Genomic DNA, 15,608 nt, shown 5'->3' with positions numbered 1-15,608 from the left:
AAAAAATACGTCAGTTGCCTGGCGTATTTTCTTGTTCTTGCATTAATTCATCAATCCATTCTTCTACACTACCCAAATCTTTACCACAAGCCAATACCAATTCACTGACCATAATCTTCCTAGCAGTTTCTAACAATCGTCTTTCTCCTGCTGAAAGTTTTTTGGAATTATCCTGCAGCATCAAATTGCGCACTACCTCAGCTACTTCATATATGCTACCGGTTTTTATTTTTGCTAAATTTAAATTAAATCTTTTATTCCAACTCGCAGTTTCTTGAATCGAAGTTGTGCGCAAAATATCAACCACTTTTGTAATTCCAATGTCATCAATCACTTCTCTCAAACCGATATTTTCAACATTTTTCATAGGGATCATCACTCGCATACCGCCATAAGGCATAGTAAGAATATAATAATCCTGTCGTTGCCCAAACACTTCATGCTCTTCGATGGCCTCAATGACACCAGCACCATGCATGGGATAAACCACTTTGTCCCCTATAGCTAACATAGCATCATCTCCTAATAGAAGTAGTATAGCATATATATCTTCTTCTGTCAAAATTGTATATTTTAGCATAGGCTAATAATTCTTGTCAACTATATTTTTTGATTACGAGTAGTTTTACCATAATGATACCTTCTTAAAGTCAACTTTATACGTCTCTTTTTAGCAATTTAAAATCTCTTAGCACTAACTTTATCAATCATTTTTTTTAAATAAAAAATGATTATTTTATTTTTTTATTATATTCTCTTTTCATCGCTGTACAAACATTGACAATCATAGATTGATCTTTATATAATAAAACTCAAAGTGAGGTGTTTCGTAATGCATGAAAAATGCTCAGATTTCCAATCTGCTGTTGATGAATATCTGATTCGTCACCGCAGTGTCCTTGATATTATGACAAAATACCAAGAAGCTAGCGCCCGAGTAAATCGTGCTTTTGCTAAATCAGTCACCGAATGCGGTTGTGTCAAAGTAAATGCCACCAAACAACAAATACCTCCTGACACTGAATATAGTGACTTAAAACAATTTATGTCCTCTCATTTATCTGGTGAACCTTGCGAACATTGTAAGGATGTTCTTACGAAAGAACTAGGTCATAGTTTATTCTACTTAGCTGCACTCTGCAATTTATCAGGCATTAGCCTAAACGAAGTTATGCGGCAGGAGCTTAATACTGTGAATACCTTAGGCTTTTTTCATCTATCCTAACAAGTATTCACCTGACAGCACTTCTTCCAAATTAATATTCAAAATTACAGTAAAACGTGACCATTTAGGGTCACGTTTTTTACATAAAGAGGTTTTGGTAGGTACATAATACAACTGTGAGTATACGATAAAAATCTTATACTCACAGTAATTGCTCTAAGGAGTTGTTAGAATGAACTTCAATCGCCGTTATCTACTGATCATGATAGTAATCGTACTGCTTAGCATTTCAGTCTTCAGCGTACTACATATATTACCTCTTAATCTATTTTCTGTCCAACAAAAACCTGCACCAGAGCCACAAAAATTATATGATTATTACACGATAGTTGACGAAGCTGATGGTCATAGCTTAATGTATGTACCTTTAGTTGTTAATGTGGGAGACGAAGTACTCACTGAGGAAAATCAACGATATAAAATCGTGAAAATAGAACAAAATAAAGCTTTTGCACGTTTTGTCGAAAACGTCAATTTAGAAAAATATAAGTGAGTCAATTCATTTAGGGAAAACAATAATCTATACTCTTTATCTATCATTCATAGTGATCCAGCAAAACCTGCTCACGTACTCTTTTAAGACCCTCTCTTATTATATTCGCTTGACCTTCATCAACGCCAGAAACATGAGCTAGCTCTACCAGTGTCGCGTGATAAATGGGATGAAGTGTTTTAAAATGACTGACTAAATGATCTACCAGTGACATAGGGAGACGTCGAATTCGGCGAAGGACTCGATATCCTCTAGGTATCACTGGCAGATCAAGAACATTAGGGGTGGAAGCATAGCCTAAAATACGGCTTACATTATAAATTTCCAAACTTTCTTCTGGTAAGTTTGCCAATTGCTCTCGCACTAATTCCTGTACCTTTTGATCTTGATTGACACAATAATCTTTAATCAATAACTCCATATCATCATACTCTGACATTAGTTCTTCCATTTGCATGTTGACTAAACGGCCTTCATGTCCAAGTTCAATGATATTAAGTTCAATTTCTCTAGCAATACGGTTAAATTGCTCAACACGTACAATGATTTCAGCTACATCTAACAGTGTTACTAAATCTGCAAACTCCAGCGCACTTAACCTTGCAAAAGATTTTTGTAAGGTTTTTCTATATTTCCCCAAGGTTTGTAAAGCCTGATTGGCACGACTTAAAATGACCGTAATATCTTTTAAAGTATATCGCAAATTACCAAGGTACATGGTAATCAAATTACGTCGCTGTGAAATAGCAATGACTAAACCACCAGTTTGCTTAGCAACTCGTTCAGCAGTCCGATGACGTGTTCCAGTTTCAGTTGTGCTAATATTAGAATCGGGTACTAATTGTGCATTAGCATACAATATATGCCGAGCATCAGCTGATAAAATCAAAGCACCATCCATTTTGCCAAGTTCATAAAAACTAGCCGGCGTATATTCACAATTAATTGAAAAGCCACCATCAACTATATTCATTAAAGGCTGATTATTATCGACTAATACTAAGACTCCCATTTTAGCTCGCAAAATATTTTCCAGACCTTCTCGCAGAGGTGTTCCAGGAACTAACTTTTGAATAGTATTGATAAACTTTGCATCCCACAATTTATTTTCATGATGATTGGTCATATAAATACCGCCTCCATTGCTTCAATAACATTGCTGACCCCTACTATTTTAAGTCCTGATTGACGAACTTTTAATCCTGTTAAATTTCCAGCAGGAATGACAAATCTTTTAAAACCTAATTTAGCCGCTTCACTGATGCGTATGTCAACTCTTGCCACCATACGAACTTCACCTGTAAGGCCAACTTCTCCCATGACAACAGTCTGCGCATCAAGAGATACATTACGAAAGCTTGACGCCACCGCTAAGATTACAGCCAAGTCAGCTGCTGGTTCAGTAATTCGAATACCACCTACGGCATTTACATAAGCATCTTGATTAGCAAGCATTAAACCTACGCGCTTCTCCAATACGGCCATCAATAAAATAAGTCGATTATAATCAAAACCCGCTGCCATACGTCTAGGCATACCAAAACAAGTCGTACTAACCAAAGCTTGAATTTCAATCAGTATGGGTCTGATCCCCTCCATACAAGCTAATACTACTGATCCTGGCGTTCTCTCTGGCCTCTCTGATAATAACAGTCCTGAAGGGTTTTTAACTTCGACTAGCCCATCTTCTTCCATGGAGAATATACCACTCTCATGTGTTGAACCAAAACGATTTTTTATTGCACGCAATATACGAAAAGCATGACTTTTATCCCCTTCAAAATACAGTACAACATCAACCATATGCTCTAGAATTCTTGGACCAGCGATATTGCCTTCTTTCGTCACATGTCCAATAATTGCAATCGGAATACCACTTTCCTTGGCCAAACGCAATAACTTTCCTGTGGATTCTCGGACTTGTCCTACACTACCTGGGGCTGATGGTATCTCTGAACTATACATAGTTTGTATGGAGTCAATAATTAGCAACGCTGGTTTCATCCGACTGGCTACAGCTGTAATTTCCTCTAAATTTGTTTCTGTCATGATTAATAATTTATCACTTAATTTATCAAGACGCTCAGCACGCATTTTAGTTTGCACTGCTGATTCTTCTCCAGAAACATATAAAACCGTACCATAGGTCTGACTTACGCTACAAGCGACCTGTAAGAGCATGGTTGATTTACCTATACCTGGATCACCACCAATCAAAATAAGGGCTCCAGGTACGATACCACCACCTAATACTCGATCAAACTCCTCTACACCTGTTGCTAGCCTTGGCACGGGTAGGTTATCAACTTCCGTAATAGGTCTCGGTGTAGCTCCATCATTAGCTCTATGGCGTGTTTTAGTATCCAGTTTACTTACAACTTCTTCAACCATACTATTCCACGCCTCACAACCAGGACACTTCCCTAACCACTGCAACGAATCATGTCCACATTCTTGGCATACAAAATGAACTTTTACTTTAGCCACTCTTATTGACCCCTCTCGTATAAAAAACACATCACTATTATAAAATTCTGTTCGCGTTATTGTATCTTTTTCCTGCAAAAAATGACACTATCCATTGTTTTTCTATATAAAGAAAACTTGACTTCAGTCCCCAGCCAGACCAAAGTCTTAGTTGCCCTTACTTGTAACCCTAGAAAGTGTTATACTTTCTGATTACGAAAAAAAGACCTTGGCTTTTGCCAAGACCTTATCGTTAAACAAAAGCCTTTGTCATTCTTTTTTTACATAACTTGTATCATCATAAATTTCAGATACTCAGTTTCTTCTGATGCTGGTAAGATAGGATGATCTTTTGCTTGCGTGCGATATTCAACCATACGAATGGCTCGTTTAGCATCACGAGCAGCATCAACAATAATTGCTTTAAATAATTCACGATCCATATGGTAAGAACATGAACAAGTGATTAAAAAGCCACCTGGACGTACCATTTTGATTCCTCGCAAATTAATTTCCTTGTATCCACGTGCCGCTCCTTCAAGAGCTTTGCGACTTTTCGTAAAGGCTGGCGGATCAAGAATAACTACATCAAATTGCTTGCCTTCATCTGACATTGTACGCAAATAATCAAAAGCATTAGTCACTTGAAAATCACAGACTGGAAGAACATCATTGAGTTCAGCATTCTTTCTTGCCATAGCAATGGCATCTTCAGAAATATCAATCGCAGTTACTTTCTTTGCACCATATAAAGCAGCATGTACTGTAAATGATCCTGTATGGCAGAAACAATCTAATATTTCAGCATCTTGAGATACCTGTTTTAAAAATAAACGATTTTCTCGTTGATCATAGAAAAAACCTGTTTTTTGACCATTTTCAATATCAGCATAAAAAGGTATACCATTTTCTAATACCTTAATGGTTGTCGGAAACTCGCCTCTAAGATAGCCTTTTTGCTGTTCTAAACCTTCCAAACGGCGCACGGATACATCATTACGTTCATAAATACCTTTAGGTTGAAATAATTCCTCTAAAACAGATATGATTGTTTCTTTATGCACATCAATCCCTAGAGACAAGGTCTGAATTACCATATAATCGCCAAATTTATCAACGGTTAAGGCTGGTATAAAATCACCCTCACCATTGATTAATCTACAATAATCTGGTTCACTAATAAATTTTTTCCGATAATCCCAAGCTGCTTCAATACGCTTTTTAAAAAACTCTCGATCAATCGGCTCTTGTTCTGTTGTTAAGATGCGCACAATAATTTGAGACTGCGGATTGATATAACCTCGTCCTAAAAATACCTTTCGCCAGTTATATACATCGACAATATCACCAGGCTCAAACCGACCATTTATATAATCGAGTTCACTTTGAAATATCCATGGATGTCCATTCTCTACGCGATGTTGGCCACCTTTACGTAAAAATACAGTTGCTTTTACTTGCATATTGAATTCCTCACTTCTGTTCTTTTTCCACTTATACTAAATTCCACTCTTCTTGATTATATAAGAGGGCTTTACAGCCCTCTTATCTCTTACTTACTCTTTATTACCTTGTACTTTTTTTGCAAATTCTAGTCCAAAATTAAAACATTTTTCCCGCTCATCTTGATCAGCCACCCATTTAAATGATAAGTTAGATGATTCAACAGCGATGCCTGATGCAGTAAGAGACTCTTCAATGGACTTCTGTGCCCCGCCAGCCCAACCATAAGCACCGAAAGCCGCGCCAATTTTGTTTACCGGTCGTAATCCTTTCAAATAAGTCAAAAACCCGCCCATTGTTGGTAGTACATCATTATGTTGAGTTGATGATCCAACAATAATACCACCACACTCTAAGGAATCATTGATAATATCACTTAATGAACTTGTTGTCAGGCAATGTAATTTTGCAACAACCCCTGCGGCTGATACGCCTTCCAAGATACGCCTAGCCATATCTTCCGTGGCACCCCACATACTATCATATACAATAACGATACTACCGTTATTGTATCCGCTACCCCATTTCTCATATTTTACCAAAATATCTTTAATATGAGTACGCCATATGACACCATGACTAGGAGCAATCATTTTAATTGGCACCGTTTCAGTTTTACCTAAAGCATTGCCGATTAATCGATTATAGGGCATCAAAATATTAGAATAATACTTGGACGCTTCATCCATAATATCACTAATATTATTTTCATCATCAAAACATTGGTTTGTACAAATATGTTGGCCAAAAGCATCATTTGAAAATAAAATTTCTTCTCCATCAAGATAGCTTGCCATAGAGTCAGGCCAATGCAACATCGGCATTGTTATAAAATGTAATTTTTTACGACCAAGATCTAAGACATCGCCTTCTTTAACAACCTGAAAATCATACTCTTTTTGATAATGTTTTATAATCGATGCCTTACCTTGAGCAGTCAGCACAACTTTGGCCTGTGGTGTTTTTTCCATAACAAAAGGCAATGCGCTAGAATGATCAGGCTCAGTATGATTACAAACAATATAATCAATTTTTTCTAGATCAACAATTTGACTAACACGTTCAAGTAATTCCTTAGTAAAAGGCGCTTTTACAGTATCGACTAAACAAATTTTTTCATCTACAATTAAATAAGCATTATAAGTAACGCCTCTCGGTGTTTCGTAGCCATGGAAATTTCTCTTAGTCCAATCCACTGCCCCTACAGAATATACTCCTGGTGCTATTTCTACATTATGCATCATATCTCTTTCCTCCTATCCCTTTGAACCTAAATTCTATACCAACTGAGGTGCTTTTGCCAATACCTCTTTGGCTTCAGACATTATTTTTTCAATAATATCTTTTGCAGGTTCAATTTTAGTAAGAGGAAGTAAACTCTGTCCAGCCTGAACCATACCATTTTCGATGTCCCCTTCAACAGCGGCCAAACGATTCGTACCTGTTGCTAAACGTGCAAGCTCAGCTTCTGGTGTGCCTTTCCGCTCAAGTTCTAAGAAATGTTCTGTAAATTTATTTTTAACTCCTCTAACAGCATGACCTGAAGCCATTCCTGTAACAACAGTATCAGTATCAACTGCAGAAATTAGTTTTTGTTTAAATTTCTCATGAACAGAACATTCTTCAGCTACCAAGAATCGTGTACCCATCTGAATACCTGCTGCGCCCATCACAAGTGCTGCTGCTAACCCACGTCCATCAGCAAAACCACCTGCGACAATAACAGGAATACTGACTGCAGGAATCACTTGGGTCATAAGTGCCATTGTCGTCAATACACCAATATGTCCACCAGCTTCCATACCTTCAATGACAATCGCATCAGCACCTTTATCTTGCACTCGTTTAGCTAATTTAACATTTGGTACAACTGGAATTTTCTTAATACCCGCTTTATCAAATTGCTCAAAAAATGGAACGGGATTACCCGCACCAAGAGTAACAAATACTACTTTTTCCTGACAAATTGCATCAATAATTTCATCTTTATTATTGGCCATCAACTGAATGTTTACACCAAATGATTTATTGGTAAGAGATTTTGCTAAACGAATTTGTTCGACTACCCATTTTACATCTCGACCACCTGTAGCAATAATCCCTGCACCACCAGCTTCAGATACAGCAGCTGCTAATTTTCCATCAGATACCCAAGCCATACCACCTTGAATAATGGGGTAGTTTATATTTAGTAGCGTTGTTAATTTGTTGTTCATCATATGATAGCACTCCTTATTATTAGATATAGTTTCTCATTTAAAATTCACTATTTAAATTGTATATTCCTGCAAAGATTTCATCATTATTTTATATAATNGTTAATTTGTTGTTCATCATATGATAGCACTCCTTATTATTAGATATAGTTTCTCATTTAAAATTCACTATTTAAATTGTATATTCCTGCAAAGATTTCATCATTATTTTATATAATAATCTGAAAAATTATTCTTTACAATACTACGTAATCGATTTATAATGAAAAATTGTACAATACTTCTAACTAATAATCTCAGTATACTTTTTTTGTCATAAATAGGCTTTTTTTATTAATACTTTATATGTTAAACAAGAAAGTATCTATCTCAATAAACTTTCGTAAAGGGGCGATACATGATATGCTAGGAATAATAGGAAGACACCTGACCATTGATCTGTATGGGTGCATTTTTGAAAGCCTTGACAATGTAGATTTTGTAAAAGAAACCATGCTAACAGCAATTAAAGAAGCCAATATGACCTTTTTAAACTTCACTTACCACAAATTTGAACCACAGGGATTGACTATTTTAGCACTATTAGCTGAAGGTCATATGAGTATTCATACTTATCCTAAGATGAGTTATACTGCCGTAGATATTTTTACTAGCGGTGAACAAAGTTATCCAGACCAAGCAATAAAGGTATTGAAACAGTCATTTAAACCTGAAAAGATCAAAACAACCAATATAAAACGTGGTGATTTTGGATCACTTAGTGATATGAAACCAAAAATCAAATTGAGTATCACGCCAATGCGTCGTGTTCGTGATACGGGGGCTAAAGTGTTTAGATTCTTGTCTCGCTCTCGATAATCCAATGATATAAAAATCCGTTCTACCTTGTAACGACAAGATAGAACGGATTTTTTTCTTTCAATGGCTCAACTCATTACTCACCAAAATTACTCTCAATTAATTCTTTTAATGCGCTAATACACTCTTCTTCATCTTCACCATCAGCTGTAATGATAAGTTTGGCATTTTGGGTTAATCCCATTCCCATTACAGCTAAAATACTTTTTCCATCAGCTACTTTATTATTGCCTGCAATTTTTATTTTAGATTTAAAACTAGCAGCTTTTTGAACAAATTGGGCTGCAGGCCTTGCATGTAAACCTGTAGTATTCGTAATAATTACTTCAATTTCAGTCATAATTAATCCCTCACAATTGTTAACACTTTCTTAAATTTCGAGCATCTTCAGCAGTCGCCAAAACAGTAGATAATGAGCTACCTAACGATGCTTCAACTGTAGCGCTAATCGCCCCTTCCAAGATAGGAGCATCGGCAATTTTTACTTGATCACGCACTTCTGCGTCAAGGAGTTCAAGAGCTGTATCAGTACTCATCACTGCGCTACCCAAATCCACCATTACTACAACACCATCACCAGTATTCGCAGCAATAATTGCCTCACTAATTTTCATTACATCAGTACCAATCTTATCATCGTCTATTCCTCCTGCAGCGATAATCTGCTGCTCAGGTCTAGACATTTGTAATGCCATATCCCTTATGCCTTCTGCTACTTTTTGACTATGTGATACAATGACTATTCCTACCATCTCTCTGAACCCTCCTGTTTACTAGCGGCGACTAAACTCCAATAATGTCTGCAACATAAGATAAGATGAAGTAGCTCCAGGATCTTGATGACCAAGACTACGTTCTCCCAAATAACTAGCTCGACCTTTGGTCGCAACAATTGTCTTAGTAAATTCGACGCCCTGCCGAGCAGCTTCACAAGCAAATTCCAAGCACTCTATTAGAGATTTTTGTTCAGCAGCTCCTGCAACAAAAGCATCATAAGCAGGTTCCAATACATCAAGCATGGTTTTTTCTCCACGACTTGCTTTCCCTCGATCTTTAATTCCTGTAATAGCAGCTGCGAGCATTAAGGTAGCAGTCTCTGTATCTAACTCAAATTTTCCCTGACTTGGACTAGCAGCACGCAAGAATGCCGTACCATATAAAGGACCAGAGGCACCTCCAACGCTAGAAATAAGTGTCATTCCCACCGTTTTCAAAATTACACCAATATCTTTGTCAGGTCCCAATGATAGTAACTTAGTAGCCACAGCCTCAAAGCCTCTAGCCATATTAATACCATGATCGCCATCACCAATAGCGGCATCTAAATCTGTTAAAAATTGCTTATTACTAATAATGGTCTGACCGATGGCAGCCATTGCTTCATATGCAGATCCTTTCATGCTATATCCCCCTTTAAAACTGTACCAAAGCTGGTGTATCTGCTTGCGCAAATAACAATTCTTTCAGTTCACTATCAAGTTTTAATATTGAAACTGAAAAACCAGCCATCTCTAACGATGTCATATAATTACCTACATATGTTTTTTCGATTTTTACCCCTTTAGCTCCAAGTAGCTCAGCAACCTTACGATTGACGATATACAATTCCATGAGAGGAGTTGCCCCTAGTCCATTAACTATAACTGCTACTTCTTCCCCTGAGCTTAGAGGCATATCGTCGAGAATTTTTTCTACTAAATGGCTTGTAATTTCATCAGCAGAACGAAGAGCTTCTCGATGTGTACCTGGCTCACCATGAATCCCCATACCAATTTCAATTTCATTATCGCCTAATACAAAGCTAGGTTTACCAGCAGCAGGCACTGTACAAGAATCAAGCGCCATCCCCATCGAACGTACATTATTAATTACTTTTTCAGCAACTCTTTTAACTTCAAGCAATGATGCTCCCGTTTCAGCCTTAGCACCAGCAATTTTATGTACAAATACAGTTCCTGCAATACCGCGTCTACCAATCGTCCATGTACTATTTTCCACTGCCACATCATCGTTAACAATGACTTTCTCAACGTCAATTCCTTCTGCAATGGCCATTTCAGTGGCCATTTCAAAGTTCATCACATCACCACTATAGTTTTTTATAATTAAAAGTACTCCAGTACCACCATCTACTGCTTTAATTGCTTCATAAACCTGATCAGGGGTTGGTGACGTAAACACGGCACCAGCAATAGCGCCATCTAACATTCCACGTCCGACAAAACCAGCATGTGATGGTTCATGTCCACTACCACCACCACTGACTAAACCAACTTTATTAGCTACTGGAGAATTCGTTCTTACTAATACATCAAAACCTTCGACGCGTTTAAGATACTGTGGGTATGCTATAGACATACCTTGTAACATTTCCTCAACGACTTGTTCTGGTACATTAATCACTTTTTTCATAGTATCAACTCTCCTTATTTTTTTGTGAAACCAAGAAATCTTCATAAATTCTTGATTCCCAGTAAGAACGACTATGCCTTTCGCCTACGTCTGAGAATTTGGCATAATACATTTCATATCGATTAAAATATGATTATTACATACATTTATATATGCAATAATCATACCAATAATAAAAATCAGGTTTAGTGCCTATATTTAATCATTATTACTTTTATTTTAGATTATTTGGTAAAAAAGATCAATTGATTATTATATTTTTGATCTTTTTTACCAGCATCACACTTTATTACCATGAAATTGTTTTCTCAAGTCCATACTTTCTGGCTTTAGCTGCGACAGTTTTATGCGTAAGTCCTAAAATCTTGCCTGCACTATTAAAACTTCCATATTTTTTTAAAGCTTTTCCAATGATTTTCTTTTCATATTCTTCCCATGATAGAATAATGTCATCAACCATTCCAGTACTTTCCCACTTCCCTGTTAATACTTCTTCTTTAATATATGAAGGTAAATGAAGGACATCGACATAGTCTCCTTCTGTCAAAATCACAATTCTTTCAATAATATTTTCTAATTCACGCACATTACCTGGCCAACGATAATTTATAAGAATATCCAATGCTTCACGTTTTATACCTTTAATCTTTCTATCGAGTTCAGAACTCACTTTACTCATAAAATGTTCCGCTAACAGCGGGATGTCTTCTTTACGTTCTCTAAGAGGTGGTAACAATAAAGGAATTACATTTAAACGATAATACAAATCTTCACGAAACTCATTTTGCGCAACCATGACTTCCAAATTTTGATTTGTTGCTGCAATAATTCGCACATTAACTTTAATAGTAACTTCCCCACCTACCCTTTCAAATTCTTTTTTCTGTAAAACTCGTAATAATTTTACTTGCATATTTTTCTCCATCTCACCAATCTCATCGAGAAAAATAGTTCCATTATTAGCTAATTCAAATTTACCTAATTTTTTACGCACTGCACCAGTGAAAGATCCTTTTTCATGACCAAATAATTCACTTTCTAATAAATTAGTAGGGATCGCTCCACAATTTACTCGTATAAACGGTCCTTGAGCTCTTGAACTTGCATAATGAATGCCTTCAGCCACTAATTCCTTACCTGTACCGCTTTCGCCGCGTATAAGTACATTAGAGGAGCCTTGGGCCGCTTTGGCAGCCATGGATAATACATCCACAACTTTACCACTACGTCCAATAAAATGCTCGAATGCGCTATCGGTCTTTTTGGTACGCCATAATTCTTGCTCTAAATATTCGGCTTTGGCCGAAATACGATTCAAATTATCCATCAAACTATGTAACTCAGTAATATCTTTTATTACTGACACAGCACCTGTTAACTCCCCATCAACAATAATGGGATTGACATTAGCGACAACAGTTACCCCATCTAATTTATGACTAACATGACCTAATACTTGTTTACCTGATTTCAAAACGATTGATCGTGCGCCGTTTGAAGAAATATCATTTATATTTTTTCCTACCAAATCTTCATAATGTAGATTGACAATTCTTAAATAGGCAGGATTAACATACGTAATATATCCATCCTTATTTAATACGCAGATACCATCCTGTACTGACTCCAAAACAAGTTGTAAGCGTTCTTTTAGTTCTTTTATTTCATGTAATTCCCACGTAACTTTTTCCAATGCAGAAATATCTTCAAAAATAGCAACTGCACCCTTTACCTGACCATCAATCATGATCGGTGTCCGATTGGTAATTGTAACTGAATCGCCAACAAGCTGCCGGCAAGCTAATTCAGCTATTCCACTCTTATTAATAATATGTAATCTAGAATTAGGAATACTGTCATAAACTTTCTTACCTAAAACTGTACTTGCTAAAATTCCTAAAATTTCTTCAGCAGCTGGATTAAATACTGTAATAATATCGTCTTCATCACATACCATTAACCCATTGGCCATGCTATTAAAAACCTGTTCAGCCGTAAAAGCATTATCTTGAAGTAGCTTATCCACCTCATTAATGGTTTGTGGATTATTAAGTTGAAAATCACTTTCCAAGAAATCAACCATTTCTTCTACTGCCAATTCAGCATTATCACCATTTCCTACTACCCATAGCCCATCACCAGCTTTTACTTTTAACGAACATAATAACATTAAACTGTTCGCTAATATTTGCTCACGTTGATTATACTTAAAAAATAATCCAGATTGATATTGAGCATTTAATTCATGAGCTTTTTGTACAACCATCGCTACAACTCGTGTATGCAATCCTTTCTGGTGTTGAATTACTGCTTTTTTTTCATAATGCAATTTATTAACCCTCTTTACTTAACACTTTGTATAATCAGAATTAATTTATCTAAAATATCAATATATTTTAGACTTAATGGAAGTTTTTATCTTGACAATTTATTCATTATGGATAATAATAATTAATAGATAATAAATAATTTTGGAGGTAGTTTTAATGAAAACTGAAAAAAACTTAGCTGATGGTTTTGCAGGAGAATCACAGGCCAATCTCAAATATTTAGCATTCGCTAAAAAAGCTGAGGCAGAAGGTTATGTACAAGCAGCGAAACTTTTCCGTGCAACTGCTGAAGCAGAATTAATTCATGCTCATTCTCATCTAAGTGCTTTAGGAAAAATAAAAACAACCGCTGATAATCTTCAAGCTGCTATTGCTGGTGAAACTTATGAATTTAGCGAAATGTATCCACAATTTATTGCAGAAGCTAAAGAAGAAGAAAATACAACTGCAGCGATACGCTCTTTTACACTCGCTACTGAAGCCGAAAAAGTACATGCTAAATTATATCAAACAGCACTCACTAACTTAGAAAGTCACGAAATTTTTGATTACTATCTCTGTACTATCTGTGGTCATATTCATGAAAAAGGTGCACCAGATGTATGTCCCATCTGTGGTGCTAAAGCGCAAGCTTATAAAAAATTCGATTAAATATATATTTTATTATAACCGAAAGACCACTTCTTTGAAGTGGTCTTTCTCTATTTTATTTAATAATATTTTACTAAATTTCAAAATATATGTTTTTCACACAGAATAGCCATTTACCACAACTTCAACTTCTCCTGTATTAGGATTAAAAATCAGCCCATGTACAGGTACGTCTTTAGGAATGAGGGGATTACTACGAATCTTCACAACAACTTCTTCTAGATTGTCGATGGGATGATGAAAATTGTCAATCCAATGTTCTAATTCTTTATCAATCATTTTTATTGCATCGGGTGAAATTCCTCTATCTAGCATTTTTTGAATCAAAGATTGAGATGTGGTATGAGATATACCACAATCTAAATGACCAATAACAAAAATTTCTTTTACACCTAATTCAAAAATACTTACAATTAAACTACGAATGGTAGCCCCAAAAGGACGTGTTACCGAATTTCCTGCATTTTTTATTACTTTTCCTTCCCCACGTTTAATCCCCATCGCTGGTTCTAAAAAATCAACTAAACGAGTATCCATACAAGTAAAAATTGCAATCTCACGATTTGGCATTTTACTTGTTTCTGGGTAATAATCAACAAATTCCACAGGTAAAGCTTTGACAAATTTACGATTGGCTTCTAACATTTCATCTAAGATAGTCATACTAAATCCCTCCGTAATAAGTGTTTTCTTTCCTCATTTACATTTTATAAAGAAATAAAAAACATAAATATACTTTTATATTTATAACCCATTTTATTATATATCATTTTACATTGTATAACGATACTTAATAAGTGTTAATTTATTTAATTATGTTAAGTATACAAATTACAATATTTTTTTCTTTTCACTCACTATCTATCGTTCACGAGGATTTAGTTATCCTACTTATCAACAATCTTACGAACACTATGAAAAAAAGCACTCATAAAAATGAGTGCTTTCTTTCACCAGCAATACTTATCCCCAGCCCATTTACAGCCAAGTACTTTCAGCGTATGGGCTTAACTACTGTATTCGGTAATTCGATTGGCGATGATACCCCATCTGCTCAGTTCACGTGCTCCTCATGCCTAGCATCTAGAGCATCCCCACCAATCTCAGGAACGACGATAAGAAAAGAAAAAAGCACTCATTTGCATGAGTGCTTTTACTAACCAGCAACTATCTATCCTCCCAGGTCGTTTCCAACCAAGTACTTTCGACGTATATGGGCTTAACTACTGTGTTCGATATGGGAACAGGTGGAACCCCATAGCTATCGCCACTGGATTTTAGAAGTACATATTACTATGTTCCTTCAAAACTTCACAGAAGAAAGATCGTATTTTAGGATTAATTCATGTGCTAACAGGTCATGTTAGCGGATTAAGTCAAGCCCTCGACCTATTAGTACCAGTCAGCTGAATCCATTGCTGGACTTACACACCTGGCCTATCAACCTTGTCATC

At 36.1% G+C, this 15,608-nt stretch carries 16 protein-coding genes and 2 rRNA genes; 4 read left to right on the top strand and 14 right to left on the bottom strand.

Annotated elements, in window-relative coordinates:
• Window positions 1–10: 10 nt before the first annotated feature.
• On the bottom strand, window positions 11–511 hold the full coding sequence (locus ACAN52_RS20770; RefSeq protein ID WP_378957007.1) for a CarD family transcriptional regulator: 501 nt from the start codon (window positions 509–511) through the stop codon (window positions 11–13).
• A 321-nt stretch (window positions 512–832) separates the two neighbouring features.
• Here ACAN52_RS20770 and ACAN52_RS20765 point away from each other — a divergent pair, with 321 nt between their 5' ends.
• Together ACAN52_RS20765 and ACAN52_RS20760 are read left to right on the top strand one after the other, a co-directional pair.
• The gene (locus tag ACAN52_RS20765) at window positions 833–1,225 is read left to right on the top strand and encodes a DUF1573 domain-containing protein (RefSeq protein WP_378957005.1); all 393 of its coding nucleotides are present in this window, start codon (window positions 833–835) and stop codon (window positions 1,223–1,225) included.
• 172 nt (window positions 1,226–1,397) lie between these two features.
• Entirely contained in the window at window positions 1,398–1,718 is a 321-nt protein-coding gene (locus tag ACAN52_RS20760; RefSeq protein ID WP_378957004.1) for a stage II sporulation protein P, read from the top strand.
• Window positions 1,719–1,761: 43 nt separating this feature from the next.
• Here the strand turns inward: ACAN52_RS20760 and disA are convergent, their stop codons facing one another.
• The 5 genes from disA to ACAN52_RS20735 form a co-directional block, all read right to left on the bottom strand.
• Window positions 1,762–2,844: a DNA integrity scanning diadenylate cyclase DisA gene (gene disA, locus ACAN52_RS20755; protein ID WP_378957002.1), complete on the bottom strand. Its 1,083-nt coding sequence runs from the start codon at window positions 2,842–2,844 to the stop codon at window positions 1,762–1,764.
• The gene (gene radA, locus ACAN52_RS20750; protein WP_378957001.1) at window positions 2,841–4,205 is read right to left on the bottom strand and encodes a DNA repair protein RadA; all 1,365 of its coding nucleotides are present in this window, start codon (window positions 4,203–4,205) and stop codon (window positions 2,841–2,843) included. Before radA ends, disA begins: the two co-directional genes overlap by 4 nt.
• 260 nt (window positions 4,206–4,465) lie before the next feature.
• Window positions 4,466–5,647 carry a class I SAM-dependent rRNA methyltransferase gene (locus ACAN52_RS20745; protein WP_378957000.1) on the bottom strand — a complete coding sequence of 394 codons (1,182 nt, stop codon included), beginning with the start codon at window positions 5,645–5,647 and terminating at the stop codon, window positions 4,466–4,468.
• Between the two features lie 93 nt (window positions 5,648–5,740).
• Window positions 5,741–6,931, bottom strand: coding sequence for an FprA family A-type flavoprotein (locus ACAN52_RS20740; protein WP_378956999.1), 1,191 nt, complete (start codon window positions 6,929–6,931; stop codon window positions 5,741–5,743).
• Window positions 6,932–6,964: 33 nt separating this feature from the next.
• Window positions 6,965–7,903, bottom strand: coding sequence for a nitronate monooxygenase (locus ACAN52_RS20735; protein WP_378957026.1), 939 nt, complete (start codon window positions 7,901–7,903; stop codon window positions 6,965–6,967).
• A 402-nt stretch (window positions 7,904–8,305) separates the two neighbouring features.
• Between ACAN52_RS20735 and speD the strand changes: the two genes are divergently transcribed.
• Window positions 8,306–8,761, top strand: a complete 456-nt coding sequence (gene speD, locus ACAN52_RS20730) for an adenosylmethionine decarboxylase (protein WP_378956997.1) — start codon at window positions 8,306–8,308, stop codon at window positions 8,759–8,761.
• 76 nt (window positions 8,762–8,837) lie between these two features.
• Here speD and ACAN52_RS20725 read toward each other — a convergent pair whose 3' ends face one another.
• The 5 genes from ACAN52_RS20725 to ACAN52_RS20705 form a co-directional block, all read right to left on the bottom strand.
• Complete coding sequence (locus ACAN52_RS20725) at window positions 8,838–9,101, bottom strand: HPr family phosphocarrier protein (RefSeq protein ID WP_378956996.1); 264 nt, start codon at window positions 9,099–9,101, stop codon at window positions 8,838–8,840.
• 19 nt (window positions 9,102–9,120) lie between these two features.
• Window positions 9,121–9,513: a dihydroxyacetone kinase phosphoryl donor subunit DhaM gene (gene dhaM, locus ACAN52_RS20720; protein WP_378956995.1), complete on the bottom strand. Its 393-nt coding sequence runs from the start codon at window positions 9,511–9,513 to the stop codon at window positions 9,121–9,123.
• A gap of 21 nt (window positions 9,514–9,534) precedes the next feature.
• Window positions 9,535–10,161 carry a dihydroxyacetone kinase subunit DhaL gene (dhaL, locus tag ACAN52_RS20715; protein ID WP_378956994.1) on the bottom strand — a complete coding sequence of 209 codons (627 nt, stop codon included), beginning with the start codon at window positions 10,159–10,161 and terminating at the stop codon, window positions 9,535–9,537.
• 13 nt (window positions 10,162–10,174) lie between these two features.
• Window positions 10,175–11,173 (bottom strand): dihydroxyacetone kinase subunit DhaK, encoded by a 999-nt coding sequence (gene dhaK, locus ACAN52_RS20710; protein WP_378956993.1) that lies wholly within the window; start codon window positions 11,171–11,173, stop codon window positions 10,175–10,177.
• A 289-nt stretch (window positions 11,174–11,462) separates the two neighbouring features.
• Window positions 11,463–13,502, bottom strand: coding sequence for a sigma 54-interacting transcriptional regulator (locus ACAN52_RS20705; RefSeq protein ID WP_378956991.1), 2,040 nt, complete (start codon window positions 13,500–13,502; stop codon window positions 11,463–11,465).
• A gap of 157 nt (window positions 13,503–13,659) precedes the next feature.
• On the opposite strand from ACAN52_RS20705, the gene ACAN52_RS20700 reads away from it, so the two are divergent.
• Complete coding sequence (locus tag ACAN52_RS20700; RefSeq protein ID WP_378956990.1) at window positions 13,660–14,154, top strand: rubrerythrin family protein; 495 nt, start codon at window positions 13,660–13,662, stop codon at window positions 14,152–14,154.
• 96 nt (window positions 14,155–14,250) lie between these two features.
• Here the strand turns inward: ACAN52_RS20700 and ACAN52_RS20695 are convergent, their stop codons facing one another.
• The 3 genes from ACAN52_RS20695 to ACAN52_RS20685 form a co-directional block, all read right to left on the bottom strand.
• Window positions 14,251–14,817, bottom strand: a complete 567-nt coding sequence (locus tag ACAN52_RS20695) for a beta-class carbonic anhydrase (RefSeq protein ID WP_378956989.1) — start codon at window positions 14,815–14,817, stop codon at window positions 14,251–14,253.
• A gap of 495 nt (window positions 14,818–15,312) precedes the next feature.
• Window positions 15,313–15,429 (bottom strand): 5S ribosomal RNA (rrf, locus tag ACAN52_RS20690).
• Between the two features lie 97 nt (window positions 15,430–15,526).
• Window positions 15,527–15,608, bottom strand: a 23S ribosomal RNA gene (locus tag ACAN52_RS20685); the annotation flags it as partial.

It is taken from the genome of Pelosinus sp. sgz500959 (assembly GCF_042610375.1).
Lineage (GTDB): Bacteria > Bacillota > Negativicutes > DSM-13327 > DSM-13327 > CTSoil-075.
Note: the sequence above shows the minus strand (reverse complement) of the source record. Positions and strands in the feature narration are given on the sequence as shown.

Coding starts and splice junctions, on each gene's coding strand:
- ACAN52_RS20725 (WP_378956996.1), bottom strand. CDS start 9,101: ATGACTGAAATTGAAGTAATTATTACGAATACTACAGGTTTACATGCA.
- disA (WP_378957002.1), bottom strand. CDS start 2,844: ATGACCAATCATCATGAAAATAAATTGTGGGATGCAAAGTTTATCAAT.
- ACAN52_RS20740 (WP_378956999.1), bottom strand. CDS start 6,931: ATGATGCATAATGTAGAAATAGCACCAGGAGTATATTCTGTAGGGGCA.
- dhaM (WP_378956995.1), bottom strand. CDS start 9,513: ATGGTAGGAATAGTCATTGTATCACATAGTCAAAAAGTAGCAGAAGGC.
- ACAN52_RS20735 (WP_378957026.1), bottom strand. CDS start 7,903: ATGAACAACAAATTAACAACGCTACTAAATATAAACTACCCCATTATT.
- ACAN52_RS20745 (WP_378957000.1), bottom strand. CDS start 5,647: ATGCAAGTAAAAGCAACTGTATTTTTACGTAAAGGTGGCCAACATCGC.
- speD (WP_378956997.1), top strand. CDS start 8,306: ATGCTAGGAATAATAGGAAGACACCTGACCATTGATCTGTATGGGTGC.
- ACAN52_RS20760 (WP_378957004.1), top strand. CDS start 1,398: ATGAACTTCAATCGCCGTTATCTACTGATCATGATAGTAATCGTACTG.
- ACAN52_RS20770 (WP_378957007.1), bottom strand. CDS start 511: ATGTTAGCTATAGGGGACAAAGTGGTTTATCCCATGCATGGTGCTGGT.
- ACAN52_RS20695 (WP_378956989.1), bottom strand. CDS start 14,817: ATGACTATCTTAGATGAAATGTTAGAAGCCAATCGTAAATTTGTCAAA.
- ACAN52_RS20765 (WP_378957005.1), top strand. CDS start 833: ATGCATGAAAAATGCTCAGATTTCCAATCTGCTGTTGATGAATATCTG.
- dhaL (WP_378956994.1), bottom strand. CDS start 10,161: ATGAAAGGATCTGCATATGAAGCAATGGCTGCCATCGGTCAGACCATT.
- dhaK (WP_378956993.1), bottom strand. CDS start 11,173: ATGAAAAAAGTGATTAATGTACCAGAACAAGTCGTTGAGGAAATGTTA.
- ACAN52_RS20700 (WP_378956990.1), top strand. CDS start 13,660: ATGAAAACTGAAAAAAACTTAGCTGATGGTTTTGCAGGAGAATCACAG.